General features: G+C 60.0%; 20 protein-coding genes. 7 read left to right on the top strand and 13 right to left on the bottom strand.

The window, feature by feature from the left end; genetic code table 11:
- Nucleotides 1–336: 336 nt before the first annotated feature.
- Entirely contained in the window at nt 337–1383 is a 1047-nt protein-coding gene (locus tag BN1139_RS04785) for an NAD(P)H-dependent flavin oxidoreductase (protein ID WP_005354469.1), read from the bottom strand.
- 131 nt (nt 1384–1514) lie between these two features.
- Nucleotides 1515–2156: a ribonuclease T2 family protein gene (locus BN1139_RS04780; RefSeq protein ID WP_005354471.1), complete on the bottom strand. Its 642-nt coding sequence runs from the start codon at nt 2154–2156 to the stop codon at nt 1515–1517.
- Between the two features lie 203 nt (nt 2157–2359).
- On the opposite strand from BN1139_RS04780, the gene BN1139_RS04775 reads away from it, so the two are divergent.
- Nucleotides 2360–2920 (top strand): gamma carbonic anhydrase family protein, encoded by a 561-nt coding sequence (locus BN1139_RS04775; RefSeq protein ID WP_005343397.1) that lies wholly within the window; start codon nt 2360–2362, stop codon nt 2918–2920.
- A 182-nt stretch (nt 2921–3102) separates the two neighbouring features.
- On the opposite strand, the gene BN1139_RS04770 is transcribed toward BN1139_RS04775, so the two are convergent.
- Nucleotides 3103–6141 (bottom strand): cytochrome c peroxidase, encoded by a 3039-nt coding sequence (locus BN1139_RS04770; protein ID WP_005354475.1) that lies wholly within the window; start codon nt 6139–6141, stop codon nt 3103–3105.
- Between the two features lie 189 nt (nt 6142–6330).
- Complete coding sequence (locus tag BN1139_RS04765) at nt 6331–7239, bottom strand: SAM hydrolase/SAM-dependent halogenase family protein (protein WP_005354476.1); 909 nt, start codon at nt 7237–7239, stop codon at nt 6331–6333.
- A 198-nt stretch (nt 7240–7437) separates the two neighbouring features.
- On the opposite strand from BN1139_RS04765, the gene BN1139_RS04760 reads away from it, so the two are divergent.
- From BN1139_RS04760 to BN1139_RS04750, 3 genes are all read left to right on the top strand, one after another.
- Nucleotides 7438–7902, top strand: coding sequence for a hypothetical protein (locus BN1139_RS04760; protein ID WP_005354477.1), 465 nt, complete (start codon nt 7438–7440; stop codon nt 7900–7902).
- A 156-nt stretch (nt 7903–8058) separates the two neighbouring features.
- Entirely contained in the window at nt 8059–9528 is a 1470-nt protein-coding gene (locus tag BN1139_RS04755) for a GGDEF domain-containing protein (protein ID WP_005354480.1), read from the top strand.
- Between the two features lie 97 nt (nt 9529–9625).
- Nucleotides 9626–10876, top strand: coding sequence for a DEAD/DEAH box helicase (locus tag BN1139_RS04750; RefSeq protein WP_005354482.1), 1251 nt, complete (start codon nt 9626–9628; stop codon nt 10874–10876).
- Between the two features lie 83 nt (nt 10877–10959).
- Here the strand turns inward: BN1139_RS04750 and BN1139_RS04745 are convergent, their stop codons facing one another.
- Nucleotides 10960–12231 (bottom strand): MATE family efflux transporter, encoded by a 1272-nt coding sequence (locus tag BN1139_RS04745; protein WP_005354484.1) that lies wholly within the window; start codon nt 12229–12231, stop codon nt 10960–10962.
- 215 nt (nt 12232–12446) lie between these two features.
- On the bottom strand, nt 12447–13211 hold the full coding sequence (gene cphA / locus BN1139_RS04740; protein ID WP_013723489.1) for a CphA family subclass B2 metallo-beta-lactamase: 765 nt from the start codon (nt 13209–13211) through the stop codon (nt 12447–12449).
- Between the two features lie 546 nt (nt 13212–13757).
- On the opposite strand from cphA, the gene BN1139_RS20810 reads away from it, so the two are divergent.
- Nucleotides 13758–14261, top strand: coding sequence for a hypothetical protein (locus tag BN1139_RS20810; protein WP_005354488.1), 504 nt, complete (start codon nt 13758–13760; stop codon nt 14259–14261).
- Nucleotides 14262–14429: 168 nt separating this feature from the next.
- Here BN1139_RS20810 and BN1139_RS04735 read toward each other — a convergent pair whose 3' ends face one another.
- Both BN1139_RS04735 and aguA read right to left on the bottom strand, forming a co-directional pair.
- Nucleotides 14430–16142 carry an amidase gene (locus tag BN1139_RS04735; RefSeq protein WP_005354491.1) on the bottom strand — a complete coding sequence of 571 codons (1713 nt, stop codon included), beginning with the start codon at nt 16140–16142 and terminating at the stop codon, nt 14430–14432.
- A gap of 127 nt (nt 16143–16269) precedes the next feature.
- Nucleotides 16270–17367 (bottom strand): agmatine deiminase, encoded by a 1098-nt coding sequence (gene aguA / locus BN1139_RS04730; RefSeq protein ID WP_005354494.1) that lies wholly within the window; start codon nt 17365–17367, stop codon nt 16270–16272.
- A gap of 155 nt (nt 17368–17522) precedes the next feature.
- Here aguA and BN1139_RS04725 point away from each other — a divergent pair, with 155 nt between their 5' ends.
- Nucleotides 17523–18476: a LysR family transcriptional regulator gene (locus tag BN1139_RS04725; protein ID WP_005354497.1), complete on the top strand. Its 954-nt coding sequence runs from the start codon at nt 17523–17525 to the stop codon at nt 18474–18476.
- 58 nt (nt 18477–18534) lie between these two features.
- On the opposite strand, the gene BN1139_RS04720 is transcribed toward BN1139_RS04725, so the two are convergent.
- On the bottom strand, nt 18535–19101 hold the full coding sequence (locus BN1139_RS04720) for a TetR/AcrR family transcriptional regulator (protein WP_005354499.1): 567 nt from the start codon (nt 19099–19101) through the stop codon (nt 18535–18537).
- A gap of 199 nt (nt 19102–19300) precedes the next feature.
- On the opposite strand from BN1139_RS04720, the gene BN1139_RS04715 reads away from it, so the two are divergent.
- A complete protein-coding gene (locus tag BN1139_RS04715; RefSeq protein ID WP_005354501.1) occupies nt 19301–20338 on the top strand; it encodes an alkene reductase in 1038 nt (345 codons plus the stop codon).
- A gap of 114 nt (nt 20339–20452) precedes the next feature.
- On the opposite strand, the gene rpoS is transcribed toward BN1139_RS04715, so the two are convergent.
- Genes rpoS through BN1139_RS04695 form a run of 4 tightly spaced genes read right to left on the bottom strand, consistent with a single transcriptional unit; the run spans nt 20453 to nt 23757 of the window.
- Nucleotides 20453–21436, bottom strand: coding sequence for an RNA polymerase sigma factor RpoS (gene rpoS / locus BN1139_RS04710; RefSeq protein ID WP_005335504.1), 984 nt, complete (start codon nt 21434–21436; stop codon nt 20453–20455).
- A 45-nt stretch (nt 21437–21481) separates the two neighbouring features.
- Nucleotides 21482–22552: a LysM peptidoglycan-binding domain-containing protein gene (locus BN1139_RS04705; protein ID WP_005354503.1), complete on the bottom strand. Its 1071-nt coding sequence runs from the start codon at nt 22550–22552 to the stop codon at nt 21482–21484.
- 9 nt (nt 22553–22561) lie between these two features.
- Nucleotides 22562–23143: a YqaA family protein gene (locus tag BN1139_RS04700; RefSeq protein ID WP_005354505.1), complete on the bottom strand. Its 582-nt coding sequence runs from the start codon at nt 23141–23143 to the stop codon at nt 22562–22564.
- Nucleotides 23140–23757: a protein-L-isoaspartate(D-aspartate) O-methyltransferase gene (locus BN1139_RS04695; protein WP_005335507.1), complete on the bottom strand. Its 618-nt coding sequence runs from the start codon at nt 23755–23757 to the stop codon at nt 23140–23142. The genes BN1139_RS04700 and BN1139_RS04695 overlap by 4 nt, the downstream gene beginning before the upstream one ends.
- Nucleotides 23758–23761: the final 4 nt, after the last annotated feature.

The following is a 23761-nucleotide window of genomic DNA, read 5'->3' as shown; positions in this document are numbered from 1 at the left end:
TATTTTCAAAGGCTTTTCGAGGTTATCGACGAGGTTGTTTGCGTTGCCGCCTGCCCTGTCGATATGGCGCATTATAGAGATCCAGCTCACATTGGCAAGGCTTTACCGCAATAAAATTGCAAAAAAGTGCAATTTCTTGGTTATTCATATCAACACACAGCATTTATACAGACTTATCCACAACCAAGGGTGAAGTGAGGACGTTTTACACCGGATAAATGCCTTACAAGGGTACTGGCCTGGCACTCATCCACCATTGCCGCACTGTCGCGTCTAACGCGCAGCGCCCTCGACATCTTCTATATAAGAAGGCGTATGAGGCATATATAGAAGCACTTATCCCAATCCAGCCTCTTTGACCCAGCACGCTATCAGCTCGCTGGCAGGAAGATCTCGGCAACCCGATACATTCTGGCCAGCCCAGAGCGGAGAGAAGCCACTGTCCCCCGCCTTCTCGGCGGCGGCACGCAGCGGTGCCAGTGCACCACTGGCATAGGGGAAGTGAGGGGCAAGATCCGAGAGCGGGCCCAGATCCCGCATCAGACGGTTGACGATACCCCGCGCCGGACGGCCACTGAACAAATTGGTCAGTGCCGTCTGCTGGCCCTCTGGTGAATGGATGGCGGCGCGATGCAGCGCCGAGGTGGTCGCTTCATGGCAGCAGAGAAAAGCAGTGCCCATCTGCACAGCGCTCGCCCCCATTGCCAGCGCGTTGGCGATCCCCTTGCCATCGACGATACCGCCAGCGGCAATCACCGGCAGATCGGTCACCGCGAGGATCTGCGCCAGCAGGGTCAAGGTGCTCTGCTGCAAGGCGAGATCATCGGAGAGGAAATGACCGCGATGACCGCCAGCCTCCAAGCCCTGAGCGATGATGGCATCGGCACCGTGGTGAGCGAGCCATACAGCCTCCGCCACCGTAGTGGCGCTGGCAAATACCTTGGCCCCCGCAGCCTTCACTTGGACAAGCAGCTCGGGCGCGGGCAGACCGAAGTGAAAGCTGACCACCGCCGGTCTGAACTCGGCCACCATGGCGGCATGCACCTCATTGAAGGGGGCACGGCTTGGTGCCGTCGTAACAGCTGAAGGCTCCAGACCAAACTCTGCGTAGTAGGGTGCAAGGCGCTGCTGCCAGCGGGCCAGTGCAACGGGATCCGGTTCCCGTTGCCGATGGCAGAAGAAGTTGATGTTAAATGGCCCAAGGCCACTTTGGGCAAGACGCCCCAGTTCGCCGCGCAGCTCCGCTGGCGTGAGCATGGCGGCAGGCAAGGAGCCCAAGCCGCCCGCTCGGGTTACGGCCAGCGCCAGCTCGCTTCCCTGCACACCGGCCATCGGTGCCTGAATAATGAGATAACGCATCCCCAGCTCGGCAAACAGGCTCATCCGTTCACCCCGAGCAGCATTGCCCGCTCTTGCGGGCCAAACCGGTTGTTGCCATCCATCTGTCAGACTCCTTTCCGATAGCTATGGTTACACATCAGGCCCGCAAGGGGCCCGATGAAGAGAGTGGAGGCTTAACGCACGCTGCGCAGCAGGAAGTCCGGCTGACCGCAGGAGCGGCGCTCGCGCTTTTGCATCTCGGCGGAGCAGGTGACCGCATCTGTCCCCTCTTTATTGACGCAGATATAGACCTCCCGCAGGAAGCGGCCACCATCGGCGCAAGCCACCGTGATGTTGTCGGGGGCCAGCCACTCGTTGGCGCTCGCCAGATCGGCCTTGAGCTGGAAGCTGGTTTTGCGCAGCGGCTCTTCCGGGGATTGATAAGCCGCCGGGATCTTCACCTTCTGGCGCAAATCACTCGCCAGCTTATGGAAGGCCTGCTGGCTCAGGCCGGAGCAGGTGCCGTGCTTCTCCCACTCATGGCGATAGAGGAAACGGCTGGGGTAGAGGTCGGCAAACTCGCTCTCCATATCGGGATTGAGCCGTTCGCGGGTGCAGTTGCTGGGGTAACCGCGATCGTACTGAGGCCAGAGACCGTGCAGCACAAAGCCCAGCTTGCGGGAACACTGGTCCCGATCCGCCGGTTTGACGGCACAATGCTCGGGCGACCAGGAGAGCGCCATGGCGTAATAGTCAAACGCCCCCGCCTCCCCTTTGGCCTGCACGGCCGAGGAGAGCAATAAACCACCCGCCAACAGGGCAATCATCTTCTTCATCTTTATATGTCCATCTAACGCGACTCGGGATAACAGCCATGCTCCCATATTCTGGCGACCGGAAACAGCCATGCCGAAACGGCATACGACAAGGGTCAGACCAGTCAGGGGTTTCACCAGAGGGCGAGCAGGGGTAAGCTGACCGACCGGTAGGCTCCTCGTCCACCACCAGATAATCCCTCTTGGCAACCACAGGATGTAACATGATCCGCAAGAATCCCTCCGGCCATCTGCCTGTCATCGACGAATCCGCCTATATCGACAAGACCGCCATCATCTGTGGCAAGGTGATCATCAAAGAGAATGTGTTTGTCGGCCCCTATGCGGTGATCCGCGCCGACGAAGTGGATGCCAACGGCGAGATGGAACCCATCGTCATCGGCGCCAACTCCAATATTCAGGATGGCGTGGTGATCCACTCCAAATCCGGCGCCGCCGTCACCATCGGCGAGTACACCTCCATCGCCCACCGCTCCATCGTCCACGGGCCGTGCGAAGTGGGCAACCGGGTCTTTATCGGCTTCAACAGCGTACTGTTCAACTGCCATATCGGCGATGGTGCCGTGGTGCGTCACAACTCGGTGATCGATGGCTGCGATCTGCCACCGGAGTTCTACGTCCCCTCCACCACCCGCATCAACCAGCAGAGCGATCTGACCCATATCCCGCGGGTTTCAGTGGATGCCGCCGAGTTCTCCGAAGACGTGGCCCACACCAATATCGACCTGGTCAAAGGGTACAAGGCGCTCTCCAACGAGTTCTGATCCCTCTATTTCCCGCGGATTTCGGTAGATGCCGCCGAATTCTCCGAGGACGTAGCCCACACCAATATCGATCTGGTCAAAGGGTACAAGGCGCTCTCCAACGAGTTCTGATCCCTTTCTTTATTACTAGATAACAAAACGGGCGCCGAGGCGCCCGTTTTTCATCTGACTATCTATGAAGGCTAGATGGCCCTGACGCAGGTGGCGGCATGGGCCTCGTCCGCCAGATCCCACAGCGGATCACCAGTGCTCAGGTCGAGCAGCGGCAACTCACCATCGTCATTGGCAGTCGCATCGCTGCTCCAGTAGCGGTTGTAGAGCGGCCACCCCTGCTGCTGAAGCAACTGATCCGTCGCGCCATCCTTGTTGTAGGCGGCAAACAGCACCTCCAGCTCGGCCCGGGTCGGCAGACGCCAGTCATCGTGGCCGCGCGCCACCAGCTGCTGGCAGTAATCCCGCGCCCGCGCCTGACCCATGGTCACATACTCCAGCGGGAAGGGATTGTAGTCACCATCGCTGTCACTGCTCACACCGTCATAGGAGATGGACAGACGCTCCGCCTCGTCCCTGGTCAGCTGGCAGACAAAGGCCAGCTTGCCCGCCACCAGCTCGGGTTGACGACAGCCCCGGGCAAAATCGGGCTGGGCATCGACCACCTGCACCGTCACGTTCAACGTGTGACGAGCCGTGGTCGCCACCAGTCGTGCCGTACCGACCGCCACACCGCGCACCTCGCCCTGCGGACTCACGGTGGCGAACTCCAGCTGTTCGCTGCGCCACTCAACAGGCCCATCGAGCGGGCCGAGAGAGCCATCGCTCAGTTGCCACTGCAGTTGTAGAGGGAGTAAGCGCCCCACTTCCAGCTGAGGCTGGGCAGGCAGCACAGCCAATCCGGTGATCACCGCCCCCACCGGAGTCGGGTCATCCGCCTCACTCACCCCCAGCTCGGCAACAGTGGCCGGGGTGCGGCGCGGCTCGGCCGAGGCGCTGCGCAAAAACTCGCCAATGGCATCGAGCTCGTCATTGCTGAGGCCAAGAGCATGCAGGTGATCGGAGGCTTTGGGGAAGAAGGGATCGTATTGATCCGCACCGGTCGGGAAGCCGACCCCGCTGCTCCACTTGGTCACGCCAAAGTTGTACATGGCCACCACCCCCTGCACCGAGCCGCCGATACGCTGGGCCAGGATAGGGAAGATGCCGTTGTGCATATAGGGGCCGGTAAAAGCGACGTCCCGCAAGCTGGGGGTCTTGAAGCGACCGATGTCCGCCTTGTTGCGGGTCTGCAGGAAGCGCCCGCGATCTTCCAGCTTGCCACGACCGTAATAGGTGAGCCCCACACTCTCGAACCCGTGCTGACTCAGCAGCGGGCCGGAGTGGCAGTTCATGCAGCGGCCATCGGTGCGGTAGAGGTGCATCCCCCACAGCGCCTTGTCACTGAGAGCCTGACTATCCCCTTTGACGAAGCGCTCAAAATCGCTGCCGCGGCTGATGATGGTGCGCTCGAAGGTGGCGATCGCCTTGGCGATCCGCTCCAGCGTGATCCCCTGATCGCCAAAGGCGGTGGCAAAAGCAGCCTGATAGTCGGGGCTGGCCTGCAAGCGAGCCAGCAGCTCGTCATGACTCAGCGCCATTTCGATGGGGTTCTGGATCGGGTGAAGCGACTGCTCCTCCAGCGTGGCGACCCGCCCGTCCCAGAACTGGGTCGAGCTGAAGGCGCTGTTGAGGATGGAAGGAGCGTTGCGATTGCCCTTCTGGCCCAGATGACCGACCGAGACGCTCAGGCCGTCGCTCCACCCCTTTTGCGGATCGTGGCAACTGGCACAGCTGATGTTCCGCCCCTTGGAGAGCTGCTTGTCGAAAAAGAGCTGCTGACCCAGCACCACCTTGGCCCGGCTATAGGGGTTGTCGACCGGGAAGGGCACCGCCGGCAGCGGCCCCAGCTCCTGCCATTCCACCCCTTCATCCACCCGGGCGGCAGGCCATTGAGCCGATGAACCGCTGTATTGGGCGCGCAGGGCCGCCATGTCCGGCTTGCTGCTATCGCGTACCACGGAGGGGCGCACCGGATAGGGTGCCAGCGCATACCAGAGCAGACTGCCTTCTCCCTCATCCAGCCAGGTTCGGGTCGCCAGTTGATAGAGACGGGGTTGACCCGCACCATCCTGCAGCCAGATCTGGGCGGGCAGGCTAACAGCAAAGATATTGGGATAGCGCCATGCCGACTTGTCACTGCTCAGCAGCCGTTCGAACTCGGTAAGGGTCGGCAGGCGCCAGTCGCTGCGGCCGCAAGCGGTCAGCCCCGCAGCCAGTTGTGGCTGGCTGGCAACCTTCAACGCACTGGTGTCACTGCCATACAGCCAGTACTGGCTACCCTTGACCCCGCTGACCGTGCGCACATCGTGCAGGCACTGCCAGGGGCCATGCACCACCAGCAGCCCCTGCTCATCGAGGCGCAGCAGATCTGCCGTCTCAGGCTCGTCCGGCTGGCTGGGGTTGGCGGGATAGAGCTGGGTACGGGCGGACTGGATCTGGGCACTGTTGCTGCGCTGATACCAGCTGCGCGCCTGCTTGTCATCGCGCAGGGCCAGCAGCATCTGCCAGCTGTCGGTATAGTCGAGCACGGCACCCGGCTGACGCTGGGCCAGCAGGAAGGCTGCATAATCCTGAAGAGCCGCCTGTTGTTGCAGGCGGATCTCCTCTGCCCTGCCCCACTCGGCCTGACTGAGGGAACCATCTCCGCTCTGATCCGCCAGCAGGAAGAGCGCCGTCTCCTCCTCGTTCAACCCCAGCCGCGGCACGCTGTTGCGGCGCGCCAGCGTGATCCCGGCCGAGAGATCCGCCACCCGCACCGATACCGCGCGCAGCAGATAGCCCTCGTCGCTACCGAGCAGCTCCAGCGGCTGATCCAGTTGCAGACCTTCAGGCAAGGTGATGCGGGTGAGCTGGCCCGGTTCGATGGCCTGTTGCACGCGGATCCCGGTGGCGACCTGTCTCACCTCGAGCTGTGCACCCGCCCCCAGTCGATCAGCCACATTGACCTCAATGGTCAGAGGAACCCGGGTATGAGTTTCCGGCGGCACTGTTGGTTGCGTGATGGGCGGTTCGGTCGGCTTGACGACCGGTGGGGTCACATCGGGTGAGGGGGCCACAGACGTATTGCTGTGATTGTCATTGCATGCAGTCAGAGCCAGCAGGCTGAGCAGTAAGAGGCTGGTTTTCATTCGGTATGGTTGGGTGGTCAGACAAGTGCGCGATTATCCAACCAAATACCAATCATTATCAATTGCATTCAATTAATATGCTTTTTGACAACAACTTCTTATCAGCACGCCTTACCACCCAATGAGTGAGGGCAGCCTCTTTGGCTGCCCTCACTTGCTTAAACCCGCTTGTCGAAAGCCCGACAATCTTCAGGAGCACTTCTTCAGGCTGATATGCCAGTTGGCACCGGATTGCACCTGATGCTTGGCGGCGAAGCTGTCCATGTTCAGCGCCACCGACACCTGCAGCAGGCTGTTGAGGTAGACCAGCGGCTGACCTTCCGGCACGTCACCGAAGCTGCTGACGTAAGGGGCCTTGCCGTCATATTTGACCACATCCCCTTCGCGGATCTTGATGCAGGCGTTATCCCCCTTGTTGATCCCCGCCTTGGTCAGCAGGGCATCGTCGATATTGGTCCAGACGTTGCCGTACTGCACATCGAGGATCGGGATGGTGCCCTTGAGGGTGCCATCTTTCTCGGCTACCGCAGGCTGATAGGGGATCTTCACCACTTCGGCGGGCAGCAGCGGGCCGACCTGCTCGTAGCTGATGGCGCCGGAGGCGAGCCGTGCGCCGGTATAGGCGTACACATCGCGGCCATGGAAGGTGTAGGACTTCTCGGAGCCCTTGAGGCGGTTGAGCTTCTCGTCAATCTGGCGCACCGCCTCGATGCCGAAGTGTTCGGCCACCAGGGTCAGGGTGCCGTTGTCCGGAGTCACGATGTATTGGCCGCTCTTGGTCTTGAGGACCACTGACTTGCGCTCGGTGCCGACACCGGGATCAACCACGCTGACAAACACAGTGCCCTTGGGCCAATACTGCAGGGTCTGGTAGAGGCGGTAGGAGGCTTCCCAAATGTTGTAAGCCGGGATCTCGTGGGTCAGGTCATAGAGCGGCAGGGTGCGATCCACCCCGAAGGCAACCCCCTTCATGGCCGACACGGCGCCATCTTTGAGGCCGAAATCGGTCTGGATCACCAGCGCTTCGTTGGCGGCGGCGATGCCGCTTGCCAGCATGAGGGCGAGCACGATGGCGCGGGGAGCGGTGCGAATATCCATATCTGAACTCCTGAATCATCTGAGGATAACGAAACGGCAATAGCCATTTAGACATCCAGACTGCCACCAGTGGATTTTTTTGCAAGGGATTTGCAACAAAGTGAGGGACGACTCGCAGAAATTGTGCTCGCCAAACGGCGATAGCGGGGGTATCAAAGGCAGAATGGGAAAACGTTTACAATACAGGAGCTCAGCACCATGACACAACCCGTACCGGAGATGATGACCCTGCTGCTGGAGATTGGTGAACAGAGCAGCCAGCTCTGGCTGAGCCAGCCAGATGCGGCCCCGTCACACTACCCGCTGGCCTTTGGCACCCACGCCATCCAGCCCGGACCGTTTCGCAATGCGCCACCCACCCCGCTCGAACTGGAGCGGGCCATCATGGTGGTGGAAGATGAGCTGATGCGCATCGCCCCGCAGATCCCGCCCGGCTTGCAGCTGACCCTGCGCAGCCAGCCGTCGCTGGCCGAAGTGCTGGGGGACAACCAGCTCGACCGGGATCTGGTGGAGCAAGCCTTTGGCCAGCTGGCCGCCATGGCGGAAGGGGATCCCCTCGCCGCCAGCTTGCTGCCCCGCGACGAGCACTTTGCCGCCGTGCTGCTGATCGTCAGGGAGTGGCTGCACCATCTGGCCAGCGAAAGCGTGCTGATCGTGGAGTAGGGATAAATAAGTGGTGAAGGATTCAGCTTCTGGCAAGGTTTGTCGGTGGATCCTGTCGGGATTTCATTCGCGTATACTTTGCCCGTATGGCGCCCGCGCCCCTATCGGTACTGCACCCAGACACCTATGACCTTATTTTCAGGTAATCCCCCAGCCTTGCGCTGGCCACTGGCGTTTGCTCGCCAGTTCATCGTCAAAGTGGCCGGATTAGCCCTGCTCGCCCTGACCGGGCTGGGCACTGTCTTCTACTACACCTATCTCACTATCCAGCACGACATGGATCTCATCACCGCCAGACAGAAGAACGTGTTCGAGGTCTTCTACCAGCGAGCCAAGATCCTCAAGGTGGAGAACATCACCAGCTATCTGGCACAACACCATCTGCTCGATCAGCCACCGCCCCCGAATAGCGTCGGCAGCGACTATCTCTACGGATATGACCTCAAAAGCAAATACCGCTTTGCCGATATTCCGCTGCAATACCCGGCCGCCAACATCCTCAACACCTTCCGCTATGCCCTCTCCTACCCGGAGGTGATCAATATCTACACCATCTGGAATGACTACCGGCTGATCGGCATGGTGGCCGACAACAATGTGCTGCCCGCCAGACTGGCGCCGATCAAGGTGGATCTGATGACCCTGCCCGCCTGGTATCACTACTTCGGTTGCGCCAGCTTTGCCCCCGGCCGCCCTTTGTGCAGCACCGATGAAGCCTTTGTCTCCGATATCGAGATCGACAGCTTCAGCATGCGCAACACCATAGTGATGTACTTCCCCTTCATCCATCAGTCGGGGCGCGGCGGTTACAAATACGGGCTGCTCGGTATCGATATCGCCGTCGATGAAGCATTTAACGATGTGCTGCGACCCTTCGACACCATCAACCCGACCCGCACCAACATATCGTTTGAAGCCGCCGAGCCCTGCCGCCCGAGGCATCTCTGCCTGAGCAAACCCTTTATGCGCACCAAGGCGGGGGATGATCTCTATCTGAAGTGGTCCTACAGCTGGGTCGATTTCGTCAAGCTGGCCCTGCAAAGTGCGGCCTTCAAGGTCTATCTCATCGTGCTGTTGCTGGGCATGGTGGCCTGGAAGCAGATCTACCTGCGGCTGCGCACCCTGGCGCACACCGACCACCTGACCCGGCTGCCACGCAGGGATGTGCTCTGCCAGAGTCTGCTCCATGAGCACGACTACCTGATGATCCTCGATATCGACAACTTCAAATCGATCAACGACACCTATGGCCATGGCGTCGGGGATCTGGCACTGCTCGCCTTTGCCCGCCATCTCAGAAGCAATATCCGCAAGGTGGACAGCGCCATCCGTTGGGGCGGCGAGGAGTTTATCGTGCTGTTCAAGGGGATGGAGGATGACGAGATGATGATCCACTCCGCTGGCCGCCTGCTGGATCGCCCATTGGGGATCCCCGAGCTGCCCACCCCCATCACCTTCTCCGCCGGGGTGATCCGCATTCGCGACTACCTCAGCGTCACCGAGGCAGTGCATCTCGCCGACGAGCTGCTCTACCACGTCAAACAGCACGGCAAGCACAACATCGCCTGCTACGAGGGCAAAAAGATCCGGCTGATCCGGCCGTTGCCGGACGACGCAGAGGCATAGCCGCCTTCTGCCGCTCCCCCTGCTTCTGTTACCATCGCGGCCACGATCACTCACTGCATCGTGGCCGCAGGCCGCGATAACCCCGACTGGTGCCCCTATGTCCACAGCCTCCTTTGCCGAACTGGCCCTCTCCCCCCGCTTGCAGCAGACCCTGACCGAGCTCGGCTATGCCGCCCCCACCCCCATTCAGGCTCGCGCCATCCCCGTCATTCTGGCGGGTCGGGATCTGATGGCGGGGGCACAGACCGGCACCGGCAAGACCGCCGCCTTTGTGCTGCCGCTGCTGGAGCAGTTGCTGGCGCAGCCACAAATGGAATCCCAACGCCCGATCCGGGCGCTGGTGCTAGTGCCGACCCGCGAGCTGGCGGTGCAGGTCGCCGAGAGCGTGGCGCGCTACGGCCAGGGCACCGGTCTCACCAGCACGCAAGTCTACGGCGGGGTGAGCATCGCGGCTCAGGTAGATGCGCTGAAAAACGGCGTGGATCTGCTGATCGCCACCCCGGGCCGTCTGCTCGACCATCTGCGTCAGGGGGCATTGAGCCTGGATAGCCTGCGCCATCTGGTGTTTGACGAGGCGGATCGCATGCTCGACATGGGCTTTATGGACGAGATCACCGCGCTGCTCAAACAGCTCCCGGTGGATCGCCAGACCCTGCTCTTCTCCGCCACCTGCGACGACAACCTGTTCGCCTTGAGCAAGGTACTGCTGCGCGACCCCGAGCTGATTGAAGTGGCACCGCGCAACACCACGGCGGCCGAGGTGGAGCAGCGGGTCTACACGGTGGATAGCGATCGCAAGCTGGCGCTGGTCGAACACATGCTGAAAGTGAAAGGGTGGGCACCGGCGCTTATCTTCAGCCGCACCCGCCAAGGGGCTGACAAGCTGGCCCAGCAGCTCGGCAAATCGGGCATCAATGCGCTGGCCTTCCACGGCGATCTGTCGCAAAGCGCACGTGAAAAAGTGCTGCTGGAGTTTCGCGCCGGCACCTTGCAGGCGCTGGTCGCCACCGACGTGGCGGCTCGCGGCCTCGATATCACGGATCTCAACTACGTGATTAACCTCGAATTCCCGTTTGTGGCGGAGGATTACGTCCACCGTATCGGTCGCACCGGCCGCGCCGGCAACAAGGGGCTCGCCATTACCCTGTTCAGCCCGGAAGATACGCCCCTGCTGGAGAAGGTGGAAGCTGTGCTCGACACCCGCTTGCCCCAGCAGTGGTTTCCGGGCTTTGAGCCGGATCTCACCCGCTTCGAGCCCGAGCCGCGCCGCAACAGCAAGGCGGCCCAGAAGCAGCGCGCCAGAAAGCAGGCTCTCGCTGGCAACAAGGGTGGCAAGGGCAAACGCTAAGCCGCCCAGCACCGCCAATAAAAAAACGCCCGCACGGGCGTTTTTTGTTATCTGACAAAAGCCTGCTCTTGGCGAGTCACACCCTAACGGGTCGCCAGCACCAGTGGCAGGGATCGCAAGATCTGCCGCTCCGCCAGGGTCGAGAGAATAAACATCACCATATAGCCAAGCCCCAGCGCCACGATAATCGCCACCACGTTGGCGGTGAACTCGGCCACCAGATAGTAGGCGGCGACCAGCGCCACTATGCCCGCCAGCCGGATCAACAAACTCTGGGTAAAGTGGCCGTGAGCCTTGATATAGGCGAGCTGATAGCCGTTGAGCATCATAAAGATGAAGAAGATGGAGAAGTGGAACAGCACAGGCACCGCCCCCACGTAGTCGGCGGGGAAGAACAGCAACACCAGCGGCTTGCCCGCCAGCAGCATCAAGCCAAAGAACGCCAGACTGACGATGGCGGAGAGGCGGAAGATCCAGCGGCGGATCAACCTTATCTGGTGGTGATCGCCATTGCGCAGATTGACCGCCAGCTCCGGCAGCACAAAGCGGTAGATGGGGAAGACAAACAAGGTGGTCATATAGGTAAAGATGGGGCGCACCACCACCTGAAAATCCCCCAGCTCGTCGATGCTGAAGTGGCGGATGGTGAGCAACACAGTGATGTAGATCATCAGGATACTGGCCCCCGCCTCCAGCGAGGCGGTAAAGCTCTTCTTCACATAGCTCACCATCTCGGGGCCGAGCGCCACCTTGGCCAGCGGCTTGGTGGCGATGGCCCGACGACGCGAAACATACATATAACCGGCGATGGCGAGTGACGAGAAGGTCAGCCCGTAGAAGAGCGAAGGGAGCGCATCCATCCCCAGCCCAAAGTAGCAGGCCATAAACAGCAGACCGTTGGCCAGCGGCTCCAGCCAGGTGACCCGGTTGGAGAGCTCATACATCCGGTACATGGCCACCAGATTGGTGAAATAGACCTTGAGCCCCAGCCCGAAGATGACCCCCACCAGTTGCAGATACTCCACCCGGATATGGAGCCCGTGCTTGATATAGGGGATCACCGCTCCCCAGGTGAGCAGCACGATGCCGATGAGGAAGTAGCGGAAGATATTGATGATGTCCCGATCGTTTTTGGTCTGGGAGTAGCTCACCACCATGGAAGAGCGAAAACCTGTCATCAGGATAAAGGAGAGGGAGATCAAATCCACCACGCTGTTGAACAGCGCCAGCTCTCCCTTGGCGACCCACTGAGCCAGCCACACCTTGAAGGCGAAGCCGATAACGATGCTGACCAGCGAGGCCCACATCCCGGTGATAAAGGCCTGCTTGAGGCGCGCGAGAGAGGCGTATTGCATAACGAAAATGGATAACTTTCAGGGAAAAGAGAGAGGGCCATCTTATGAAAGCCCACCCCCCTTGAACAGCGTTAATGCCACGCACTCACAGCCACCAAAAAAACCGCAAACGCAAAACGCCCGCTTATTTTCTGAAAGCGGGCCTTTTATGGTGTGCCGTTATGGCTGCTGATTGCAGCGATGGCACGGCTTGCAGGCTGTCTGCCACGCAGCGGCTATGACTGCGGCGCCGCCTTGATCAACTCTTCATAGTGATCAATCAACTCGGGGCCGTGCAGCGGCGAGTCGTGACCGCCGATCACCGTCTTGATCGGCAGCTTCATCGCCTTGAGTCGCTCGATGGTCTGCGGATAGGCCTTCACATTTGCAAAGCTCAGGTTACCCAGCTTCTCCTTGAGGATGCAGTTGCCATAGAGCACCTGCTCGTCGGGGAAGTAGACAAAGATGCCGTCCGGCGTATGGGCCGGGCCCGCATAGAAGGCGCGCACCTTGCCCTCTTGCAGGGTGAAGTCGCCATCGTGCACCACGTTGGGCAGCACCAGCGGCAGATCTGGGTACTCCGGCAGCCCCTTGCGGGTAAAGGCGACAATCTCGGCCCAGTCGCTCTTCATCAGATCCCGGGTCTGGCGGGTCGAGACCACCTTGGCGCCAATGGACTTCCAGTAGGCGTTACCACCCGCCCGATCGGTGTGGTAGTTGGTGTTGATCACCTCCAGCACCGGCTTGCTGCTGACCCGCTTGATCAGCTTGTGCAGCTCGCGGGCGGTATCCGGCGTCCAGGTCGCCCCCACCACAGTCACCCCCTTGGCCCCGAAATAGACCATGGAGTTTTCCTTTACGTAGTAGTTATCCTCCACCACATACACCGGGCCGCTTACCTGCTTGAGGGAGATCCCCGCCGCCCGCACGCTGCCGCCCCAGAAACTCGCCATCAGCACCACGGCCCCGGCCAATGTGCACTTCATCCAACTTTTCATCATCTTGCTCCCTCGAACCAACCGCCCCCTCGCCACCCCTGTGGCAAGCCGGGCCTTTTAAGCAGTGGGCAGAAGATACGGGGGATTTGTGAGGGGAAAATGAGGCTGTGTGAAGAGAAGGTGAAGTCTGGGGGAAGTCAGAAAAAATCAGGGGAAATCGGCGGCGAGCCACGACCAATATGGCGATTGACGGTGCGGGGAGTGGAGCGATGTAAATGGTCAAAACATGCAATCACTGCCTTGCTGTAGGGACGATTAGCGCAGCGTAATCGTCCGTTTACCGCGAACATGGTGATGGAAAAATGTTCAAGCAACCTTGGATGCCTGCGACATCTCGGCAACCTCCCTTTCGCGATCGTCCGAATACGCTTCGCTATTCGAACCTACAGCCCTCTCAAAAATATGCTTCGCTAACCTAAGGCCACATAGTCATATTGAAAAAAATGTCAAAACAAATACAATAATAATTATTTTAAAAAGCAAACCGCCTAAAAATATTATCCAATCCTACAGAACACTACTTTTAACTTATATAAAGCAAGAGCCAAAATGATTACAAAAGACAACCAAAGACTTGCAGAAATACATATTTCAGAAGCAAGAAAGCATGCATTGCAACTATTCGCATTTACAGGCTCGGTGTTTCCATCAGAATGGAGCTCATCTTGGAATGAAGTGATTACTAGCAGCTTGATTGAGTTTTCTTTTCATGCAAGAAAAGTAAATGAATTATGTGGTTTTAGAAAAGACAACTTCAATAATATTAACAATTTAATTGTACGTATTAGTAGTAATGACCCAGGCAATTGGGAAACTAATTATCATAATGCCCTGAACGCATTTATGCATATAAAGTCATATATCATTGGAAATGTTCAAGTGATGCACAGAATCATATTCCCTCGTTCATCGGCATGTTTGCAATCAACCTATGTAATAATATCAACAGATAGACATGCAGAAAAAACTATCAGCATTTGTGGTTTGGTTTTTTGCTTTTTAAATGAAGTAATCCCAAAAATAAAAGAAAAGCACCCAGAAATAAAATTCTAATCAAAAGAAACGTGTGACTTATCAATGAACAACATAGTCATTATGTAAGTTTATTAAGAAGTCGCAAAAATTATTGCATTGTAACCAATTGTGATACTGAAAATAAAAACCACCTACATAGCAGGTGGTTTTTATTTCGTCATCGTAGGGCTAGCACAGGAGTTTCTCCTAACTAATATCCCCCAACGGCGGCGTCCGTGGCGGCACCATACGCTTGCTGCCGGTGGATTCAAAGGCCGAAGCAAAGCGCAGCAGGTTGTTGTCGTCATAGGCGCGACCGGCGAAGGTCAGGCCCACCGGCATACCGATATCGGCCATCACCCCCATGGGGACGGTGACGGTCGGCACGCCGAGATGGCGAATGGCGAGGTTGCCGTTGGCAACCCAGATGCCGTTGCTCCAGGCGATATCGGCGGAGGCCGGATTCACATCCGCATCAGCCGGGGCGACGTCGGCAACGGTCGGGAACAGCACGGCGTCGAGCTTGAGCCCGTCCATCCAGTCCTCCAGGTCCAGCTTGCGGGTCTTCTCCAGACCGCGCAGGCCATCCGGCACTGTGACGATCTCGTCCCAGGATTTCAGGCCACGCTTGGCCATATTGACGTACTCGTCCATGCCCGCCGCCAGATCGCCCTCGCGGTTCGGCAATGTGCCCGGATCGTGGGGGAAGATCTTCGGCCCATCGACATCGGCCAGCTTGTTCAACTTGGGATCGCCGTTGGCGCGCAGGAAGTCGTCAAACGCCCAGCCGGAGAGCTCCCACAGCTCGTCGTTGAGAAACTCCGGGCTCACGATGCCGCGATTGAACACGGTCGGCGCGCCGGGTCGGTCCCCTTCGCAGTTGGAGACCAGCGGGAAGTCCACTTCGATGACTTCGGCGCCAGCGGCTTCCAGCGCCTGACGAGCCTGCTCCCACAGCGAGATCACGGTCTCGCGGGTATGGATGCGCTGACCGGTCGGGCCGCCGATACCGGGGTTTTCGCTGGTGCCAGCCAGTTCATCCTTGTTGATAAACATGCGCGGCACGCCGAGGCGCTTGCCCTTGAGGGCATCGGGCTTGGCAGCCAGCTCCAGATAGGAAGCCGGACGCACTTCAGAAGCCTTGGGCAGCTGCACCCAGGGCTGCATGCGCCACAGATCGCCACGGGTATCGGCATCGTCGGCCACTACTACGTCGAGCACTTCCAGCAGGTCGTTCATGGTGCGGGCATAGGGCACCACCACATCCATGGTCGGGGTCAGCGGCCAGTTGCCGCGCACCGAGATGACGCCACGGGACGGGGTGTAGGCACACAGGCCGTTGTTGGAGGCAGGGCCACGGCCGCTCGACCAGGTCTCTTCCGCCAGACCGAAGGCGGAGAAGCTGGCGGCGGTGGCGGTACCGGCGCCGTTGGAAGAGCCGGAGGCAAACGGCGCGGTCAGGTAGTCGGCGTTGTAGGGGCTTTCGGCACGACCATAGACGCCGCGCTGCATGCCACCATTGGCCATCGGCGGCATATTGGTTTTGCCAAGGCAGATGGCACCGGCGGCGCGCAGCCGCTCCACGGTAAAGGCATCGCGCTGGGCCACCAGATCCTTGAAGGCCGGGCTGCCGGAGGCGGCAGTCAGCCCCTTGACCAGATAGCTGTCTTTGGCGGTGTAGGGGATGCCGTCGAGTGGCCCCAGGGTCTCGCCACGGGCACGGCGGGCATCGGAAGCCTCGGCCTCTTTCAGCGCATCGGGATTGGCGACCACCAAGGCGTTGAGTTTGGTGGCAGTCTCGGGGCCGTTGTAGGCCTCGATCCGGGCCAGATAGGCCTTGACCAGTTCGACCGCAGTAGTGCGGCCTGATTCGAGCGCGGCACGCAGCTCGGCAATGGAAACCTCGGTCACTTCGATCATTTTGATCTCCTGTAAAAGGGTGACTGTTTGTCATGATGATCGCCGCATCAGCGCCTGCGACCATCACACCATCAAGAGATAAAACCCCACGGCGTGGGGTTTTGAATTTCTACACTCTTCGACCAGTTTACTGACCTGAAGGGATCTGCTGAGTAATGCAGTGGATATTGCCACCGCCCAGCAGGATCTCGCGAGCCGGTACGCCGATCACGGTGTGCTCCGGGAAGATCTCTTCCAGAATGCGCTGGGCTTCGCCATCGGTGGCGGCATCCAGCAGCGGATAGACGATGCGATCGTTGGTGATAAGGAAGTTCACGTAGGAACCGGCCAGACGGCCTTCTGCCTCGCGCGGCACACCGCTGCCGCTCTCGACACCGGCAGACTCCTCTTCGGTGCAGAACAGCGGGCCCGGCTGGGGCAGCTTCCACACTTTCAGCTTGCGCCCCTTGGCATCGACCGCCGCTTCCAGCACCTTGAGGGCGGCTACGGAGCGGGCGTACTGGGGATCGTTCTGATCGTCAGTCCAATGCAGGGCCACTTCACCCGGACGCACGAAGCAGCACATGTTGTCGATGTGGCCGTCGGTTTCGTCCATGTAGACGCCTTCGTCCAGCCAGATAAAGCTGGTGACGCCCAGATAGTCGCGCAGGTAGGCTTCGATCTGCTCTTTGGTCAGGTGCGGGTTGCGGTTTTCGTTGAGCAGGCACTCGGCGGTGGTCAGGCAGGTGCCTTCGCCATCAACATGGATGGAGCCCCCTTCCAGAATCAGCGGCGCGTCGTAACGAGCCATGCCGTGCTGGGCCAGCATCTGGGCTGCGACCTCTTCATCCTGATTCCACGGGTAGTAGAGACCGCCCTTGTGACCGCCCCAGGCGTTGAAGCCCCAATCCACCCCACGGCACTCGCCGGCAGCGTTGGTAACGATGGTCGGGCCGGTATCGCGGGCCCAGCAGTCATCGCTGTCCATTTCGACCAGAGTGACGTGGGCGGGCATGATGGCGCGGGCCTGCTCCATAAACTGGGCCGGAACCCCCATAAAGACCGGAGTCGCGCCACCGATGGCATCGGCCACCTTGGCGAAGGTCTCTTGCGCGAAGCGACCGGCTACGCGCCAGTTGTCCGGGCGAAACGGCCAGATCATCCAGACGGCCTGCTGGTGCGCCCACTCGGCGGGCATGGTGAAGCCGTCGGCGGCCGGCGTGGAGTTAATGGTCTTGATGCTCATCGCAAGGCTCCTTGCATGGATTGAGGCCCCCGTTTACGCCCGATGCGGCGCGGGAACCCGGAAAAATAAGAGTGGGTCGCAGATTAAGACGTTGCGCCCCCATCCATCAAATGAATAGGATGGATTGTCCCATAAACACGGCGAATAATCCCCCCATGAAACTGCACCAGCTCGACCTCAATCTGCTGCTCGCGTTTGACGCCCTGATGACGCAGGGCAGCGTCACCCGCGCCGCCGAGGCGCTCTTTATCAGCCAGCCCGCCATGAGCCACTCCCTTAACCGGCTGCGCACCTTTCTCGGTGACCCGCTGCTGGTGCGCACCCCGCAGGGGATGCTGCCGACCCCGCGCGCCCAGCGGCTGCACCTCGGGGTACAGCAGGCTCTGCGGCTGCTGGAGCAGCAGCTCACCGAGGAAGAGGAGTTCGAGCCGAGCCAGTCGAAGCGGCGCTTCGTGCTCTGCACCACAGATTACGTGGAGTGTGTGCTGATCCCGCCGCTTATTCAGCGGCTCAGAGGGCTGGCGCCGGGGGTCACCATCGAGATCCGCATCCTGCGCGACACCCTGCCAGAGGCCGAACTGGCAAGCGGAGAGATCGATCTGGTGCTGGGCTTTGACGAGTACATGCAGGTGCCGGGGTATCTGGGCAAAGAGACCTGGCTCACCGAGCCGCTGGCCGGGCTGGTACGCGCCGATCTGCCCATTGCCAAATCGGCCCCCGCCGGCGCCGAGGATGACCCCTCCCAGTGGCAGGAGCGCATCACCCTGCAGCAGCTCATCGCCATGCCCCACGTGTTCCACTCGCCGCTCGGTACCTCGGAGGCGAGCCTCGACCGCTATCTGAAAAGTCAGGGCTTTAGCCGCACCATCTCGGTCAACAGCCAGAGTTATATGTCCGCCGCCGCCATCGTCAGCCAGAGCGATCACCTCTTGGTGCTGCCCAGCATGGTGGCCGAGCTGCTCGCCACCCACTGGCCGCTGAAAAGCCTGCCGCTACCCGAAGACGTGCCCGACTACCACCTCAACTGCGTCTGGCACCCCGTGCATGCCCAGCAACCGGCGCTGGTATGGCTGAAAGATTTGATGAAAGAGCTGGTGGGGCCGAGGTAACCCTCCCGCAAACAACAGTGGCTCCCTCGGGAGCCACTGTTGTTTCTGCGGTATCGCGTTACGCCCGCAGGGCCCGCATCAGCTGGGCAACCACGTCGTCGAGCAGGGGGCGATCGGGGCGGCACTGGGCAAAGGTGACCAGCCCTTGCAAGTTGATCAGCAGCAGGGCGGTGAGGGTGTGGATATTGCTATCCGGGGCCAGTTCACCCTTGGCCTGCGCCTGCGTCAGCAACTCGGCCAGATCCTGCTCCAGCTCGCCATAGATCCCCTTGACCCACTGGGTCAGCTCCTCATCCTGCTCGCTCAGCTCCATCATGGTGCGAGTCACCAGACAGGAGCCGCAGAGCGCCTCCCCCACAATCCGGTCGAGATAGGCCGCAAGGCCCGCCAGCGGGCTCGGGTTGTCGAGCAGGGAGCGGCGCAGGGTGCGTTTGCCCTCGACATAGTGATCCACCGCCGCCAGCAGCAGGCCTCGCTTGTTGCCAAAGGCGCCGTAAATGCTGCCCGGATGCAGGCCGGTGGCTGCCACCAGCTCCTGCATGGTGGTCTTGGCATATCCCTTGGCGCGAAACGCTTCCATGGCATTTCGCAGTACCTCGTCCCGATCAAACTCGGCTATGCGCATGGTTCCTCCCGTGGGAAATGGTTCACCGGCAAGGGGCAACAGAGCCCGCCGATAAAGAGTGGCTGGAAAGGGCGGCAAGTTTACCCCAGCCGCCCGCTCGGGCCAACCTTCTTGAACGCACATTCAAAAAAAGCTTGCGCCCGACGCAAAAAACGTCTTGAATGCACGTTCAAGAATAACCCGTTCAGGACAACCTATCATGAATACCCTGTTTCAGCCGTATCGACTCAATGACACTCTGACCCTGGCCAACCGTTTCATGATGGCCCCGCTCACCCGCTGCATGGCAGGCCCAGGTCTGGTGCCGACCGAGCAGATGGCTGCCTATTACGGCCGCCGCGCCGACATCGGCCTGATTGTTTCCGAGGCCGTCATCATCCGCCCCGACGCGCAGGGCTACCCCAATACCCCGGGCCTCTTCACCCAGGCGCAGATCGATGGCTGGAAGAGAGTGACCAGCGCCGTACATGCCAAAGGCGGCAAGATCTTCGCCCAGCTGTGGCACGTCGGTCGCCTCTCCCACCCCTTCTTCCATCAGGCTGAAGTGTTGGCCCCCTCTGCCGTGGCGCACGAGGGCACTGTGCCCCGCATGCGCGAGCTGACCTATCAGGTGCCGCGCGCCCTGACCGAGGCCGAAATCGCCCAGCTGGTACAGGATTACGCGACAGCCGCTGCCAACGCCATCGAGGCGGGCTTTGACGGGGTGGAGATCCACGGCGCCAACGGCTACCTGATCGACCAGTTCCTGCACCACTCTACCAACCTGCGCACCGACAACTACGGTGGCAGCCCGGAAAAGATGAGCCGCTTCGCGCTGGAAGTAGTCGATGCCATCAGCGCCCGTATCGGTGGTGATCGGGTTGGTATTCGCCTCTCCCCGGGTGCCTATGTCCATCTGGCGGGCAGCCCGGAAGATCGCGCAGTGTTCGACTATCTGCTGGGCAAGCTCAACGATCGCCCGCTGGCCTATATCCACCTCGGCATCTTCGATGACAACCTCACCTTCGATTATCTGGGTGGCCGTGCCTCCGACTATCTGCGCGCCCACTACAAGGGCAATCTGGTCGGGGTGGGCAACTACGACGCCGAGCGCGCCGCTGCGGCCATCGAAGCTAACCGCTTCGATCTGGTAGCCATCGGCCGTCCGCTTATCGCCAACCCGGACTATCTCGCCAAAGTGAAAAATGGCGAAGCACTGGTGCCCTACGCCGATACCATGCTGGCTGAGCTGGTATAACCACGAAGCCATCGCCAGACAACAGGCAATAAAAAACGAGGGGAGCTGTTGCTCCCCTCGTGCTATCTGGCTGATGCCGCATTCCGTTGGTGCGGGCTTAATTGGTGCGGATGCTTAATTGGTACGAAATAGCGCCTCGATGGAGAGCCCCTGGCTCAGCAGGATCTCCCGCAGACGGCGCAGCCCCTCGACCTGGATCTGGCGCACCCGCTCGCGGGTCAGGCCAATCTCGGCCCCCACATCCTCGAGGGTGGCCGGCTCATAACCCAGCAGACCGAAACGACGGGCCAGCACTTCCCGCTGCTTGGGATTGAGCTCTTCCAGCCAGTGCACAATGCTGCTGCGCATATCATCTTCCTGAGACTCCAGCTCAGGCCCCATGCCGCGCTCGTCGGAGAGCACATCCAGCAGCGCCTTGTCGCGATCGCCGCCGATGGGGGTGTCCACCGAGGTGATCTTCTCGTTGAGTTTGAGCATGCGGTTCACGTCGTCCACCGAACGATCCAGCGCGAAGGCGATATCCTCGGCGGTCGGTTCATGATCGAGACGGTGAGAGAGTTCGCGCGCGGTGCGCAGGTAAACGTTTAACTCTTTGACCACATGAATGGGCAGACGGATAGTGCGGGTCTGGTTCATGATGGCCCGCTCGATGGTCTGGCGGATCCACCAGGTGGCATAGGTGGAGAAACGGAAGCCGCGCTCGGGGTCGAACTTCTCGACCGCACGGATAAGACCGAGGTTGCCCTCTTCGATAAGATCCAGCAGCACCAGGCCGCGGTTGTTGTAACGACGGGCGATTTTCACCACCAGTCGCAGGTTGGACTCGATCATGCGCTTGCGGGCAGCTTTGTCACCCCGCAAGGCACGACGGGCGTAATAGACTTCCTCTTCGGCAGTGAGCAGCGGGGAGAAGCCAATCTCCCCCAGATAGAGTTGCGTGGCATCCATCACCTTGTTCAGCTCAGGTGCCAGCAACTCATCGGAGATAGTCTCGTCCGCCTCGGCGGCTACCTCCTGCAACTCTTCTACCTCGTGAGATTCGGGTTCAGCGTCAAACTCTAACTCTGCATCCTGCATTACCAGTTGTTCTTGGCTCATGGTGTGTCTCCCTGACGTTACCAGAGTAAGACGGTCTCTCTGGGGTTAACGCTTTGGCAAATAGCTCATCGGATTGATCGACTTGCCTCTGTACCGGATCTCGAAATGCAATCGCACATCCGGCGCGTCCGTGCTACCCATGTTGGCAATGACCGAGCCCCCCTTGACGCTGTCCCCTTCCTTCACCCGCAACTCGTCGTTGTGTGCGTAAGCGGAGAGATAGTCATCATCATGCTTGAGGATAATCAGCTTGCCGTACCCCCTTAAAGCACTGCCAGCGTATACCACTTTACCGCTGCTGGCGGCGTAGACGGGTTGCCCCTTCTGGCCGGCTATGTCGATCCCCTTGTTACCCTGTTCTGCAACAGAGAACCCCTCGACAATCCGGCCTTTTGCGGGCCAGTGCCAAGCAAGTCTCGACTGGGAGTTGTTTATTTTTTGTTCTTTGACCTGAGCGTATTCCTTCGGTGCTGCCGGAGCAACGGATTTCTGAGAGATGAACGGCGTGGTCTGACCAGATCCACTCGGCTCGGCCAACGGACGCGGACCGCTGCTCGGACGGCTCACGGCCACCGGCGTCACGGTTGCCGGACGAGTCGCAGCCACCATCTGGGTCGAACCGCCGCCTGCGGTCTGGACATTGAGCACCTGACCCGGTTGCAGCGCATAGGGGGCGCTCAGGTTGTTGCTCTGGGCCAGCGCCTGCGGTGTCATGCCGAACTGGCGGCCGATGCTGCTCAGGGTATCGCCGCGGCGCACCTCATAGGTACCGGCACTGCGGCTGCTGCCAACGCTGGCGCTGGAACCATCGAGTCGCAGTCGCTGCCCCGGATAGATGTTGTAGGGCGGGCTGATGTTGTTGAGGCTGGCCAGCGACGGCACGTCGTTGCCGGAGTTGAAGGCGATGGAGTAGAGGGTATCACCCCGTTTCACCACATAGCTGCCGCCCTGAATGGGGGCGCTGACCTGGGCACCGCTTTGGCGAGCCGGAATGGTCGAGACAAACTGCCCCTCATCAACACCATCTACCGGAGCTGCATTTTTACTGGAGGAGCAGGCAAGCAGCAGCCATGACAACACCACGACACTGCTTCCTTGCCAAATACGCGAACGCATAATGGATCCTTAACGACTAAACCAGAAATAGGCCACCACGGCCAGACCAATACAGAGCCAACCGAGCACATCAACATAGTGCATCAGTTTGCGTTCCATCTTCTCGCCCCCCCAGCGCATCAGGCCCGCCACCAGGAAAAAGCGCATGCCACGACCGATGAGGGAGGTGATGATGAAGGGCAACAGAGCCATTTGCAACAACCCTGCCGTCACGGTAAACACCTTGTAGGGGATAGGGGTGAAGCTGGCAATGAAAATGACCCAGATCCCCCACTGCTCAAACCAGTTGCGAGCAATCTCGATCTTGTCCTGATAGCCCACAGACTCCACCAGTGGCAGCACGACCGGATCCCACAGCGCATAGCCAAGGGCATAGCCAAACAGGGCGCCCAGCACAGAGAAGACGGTAGCCAGCGTGGCGTAGTGCCATGCCTTGTGGGGCTTGGCGAGCGCCATCGGCGCCAGCATCACATCCACCGGGATCGGCCAGAATACCGACTCGATGAAAGCGGTGATGGAGAGATACCAGGGGGCATGCTTGTGGCGAGCCCACTGCATCACCAGTACGTACAAACGGGAAAACAACTTCACTCAACATCTCCGTCAATCAGGGGAACAAAACGTACCGGCTCCAGAATACGGCTGGTCAGCTGGGATCCGGATCGTTCGATCAGTTGCAGGGTCTGCTGGCTGTCACCCACCGGCAACACCAGTCGACCCCCTTCGGCCAGCTGATCGGTCAGCGCCGTCGGGATCTCGCTCGCCGCGGCCGTCACCAGAATGGCGTCATAAGGCCCCTTGTTGGGCCACCCCAGCCAGCCGTTGCCGTGCTTGGCCGAGACATTGTGCAGATCGAGCTGGCGCAGTCGGCGTCTGGCCTGAAACTGCAGCGACTTGATCCGCTCCACGGTATAAACGTGCTCCACCAGATGGGCAAGGATCGCCGTCTGGTAGCCCGAGCCAGTGCCAATCTCCAGCACATGGGCCGGATTGTTTTGCATCAGCAACTCGGTCATTCGCGCCACCATATAGGGCTGCGAAATGGTCTGGCCGTGGCCAATGGGCAGGGCTGTGTTGTCCCACGCCTTGTGCGCCATGGCCTCGTCCACGAACAGCTGGCGCGGCACTTTCGCGATGGTCGCCAGCACGCGAAAATCGCGAATATCCTGCGCAATGAGCTGATTTAACAGGCGCTGTACTATCACACCA

The organism is Aeromonas veronii bv. veronii, assembly GCF_000820225.1.
GTDB lineage: Bacteria > Pseudomonadota > Gammaproteobacteria > Enterobacterales > Aeromonadaceae > Aeromonas > Aeromonas veronii.
Note: the sequence above shows the minus strand (reverse complement) of the source record. Positions and strands in the feature narration are given on the sequence as shown.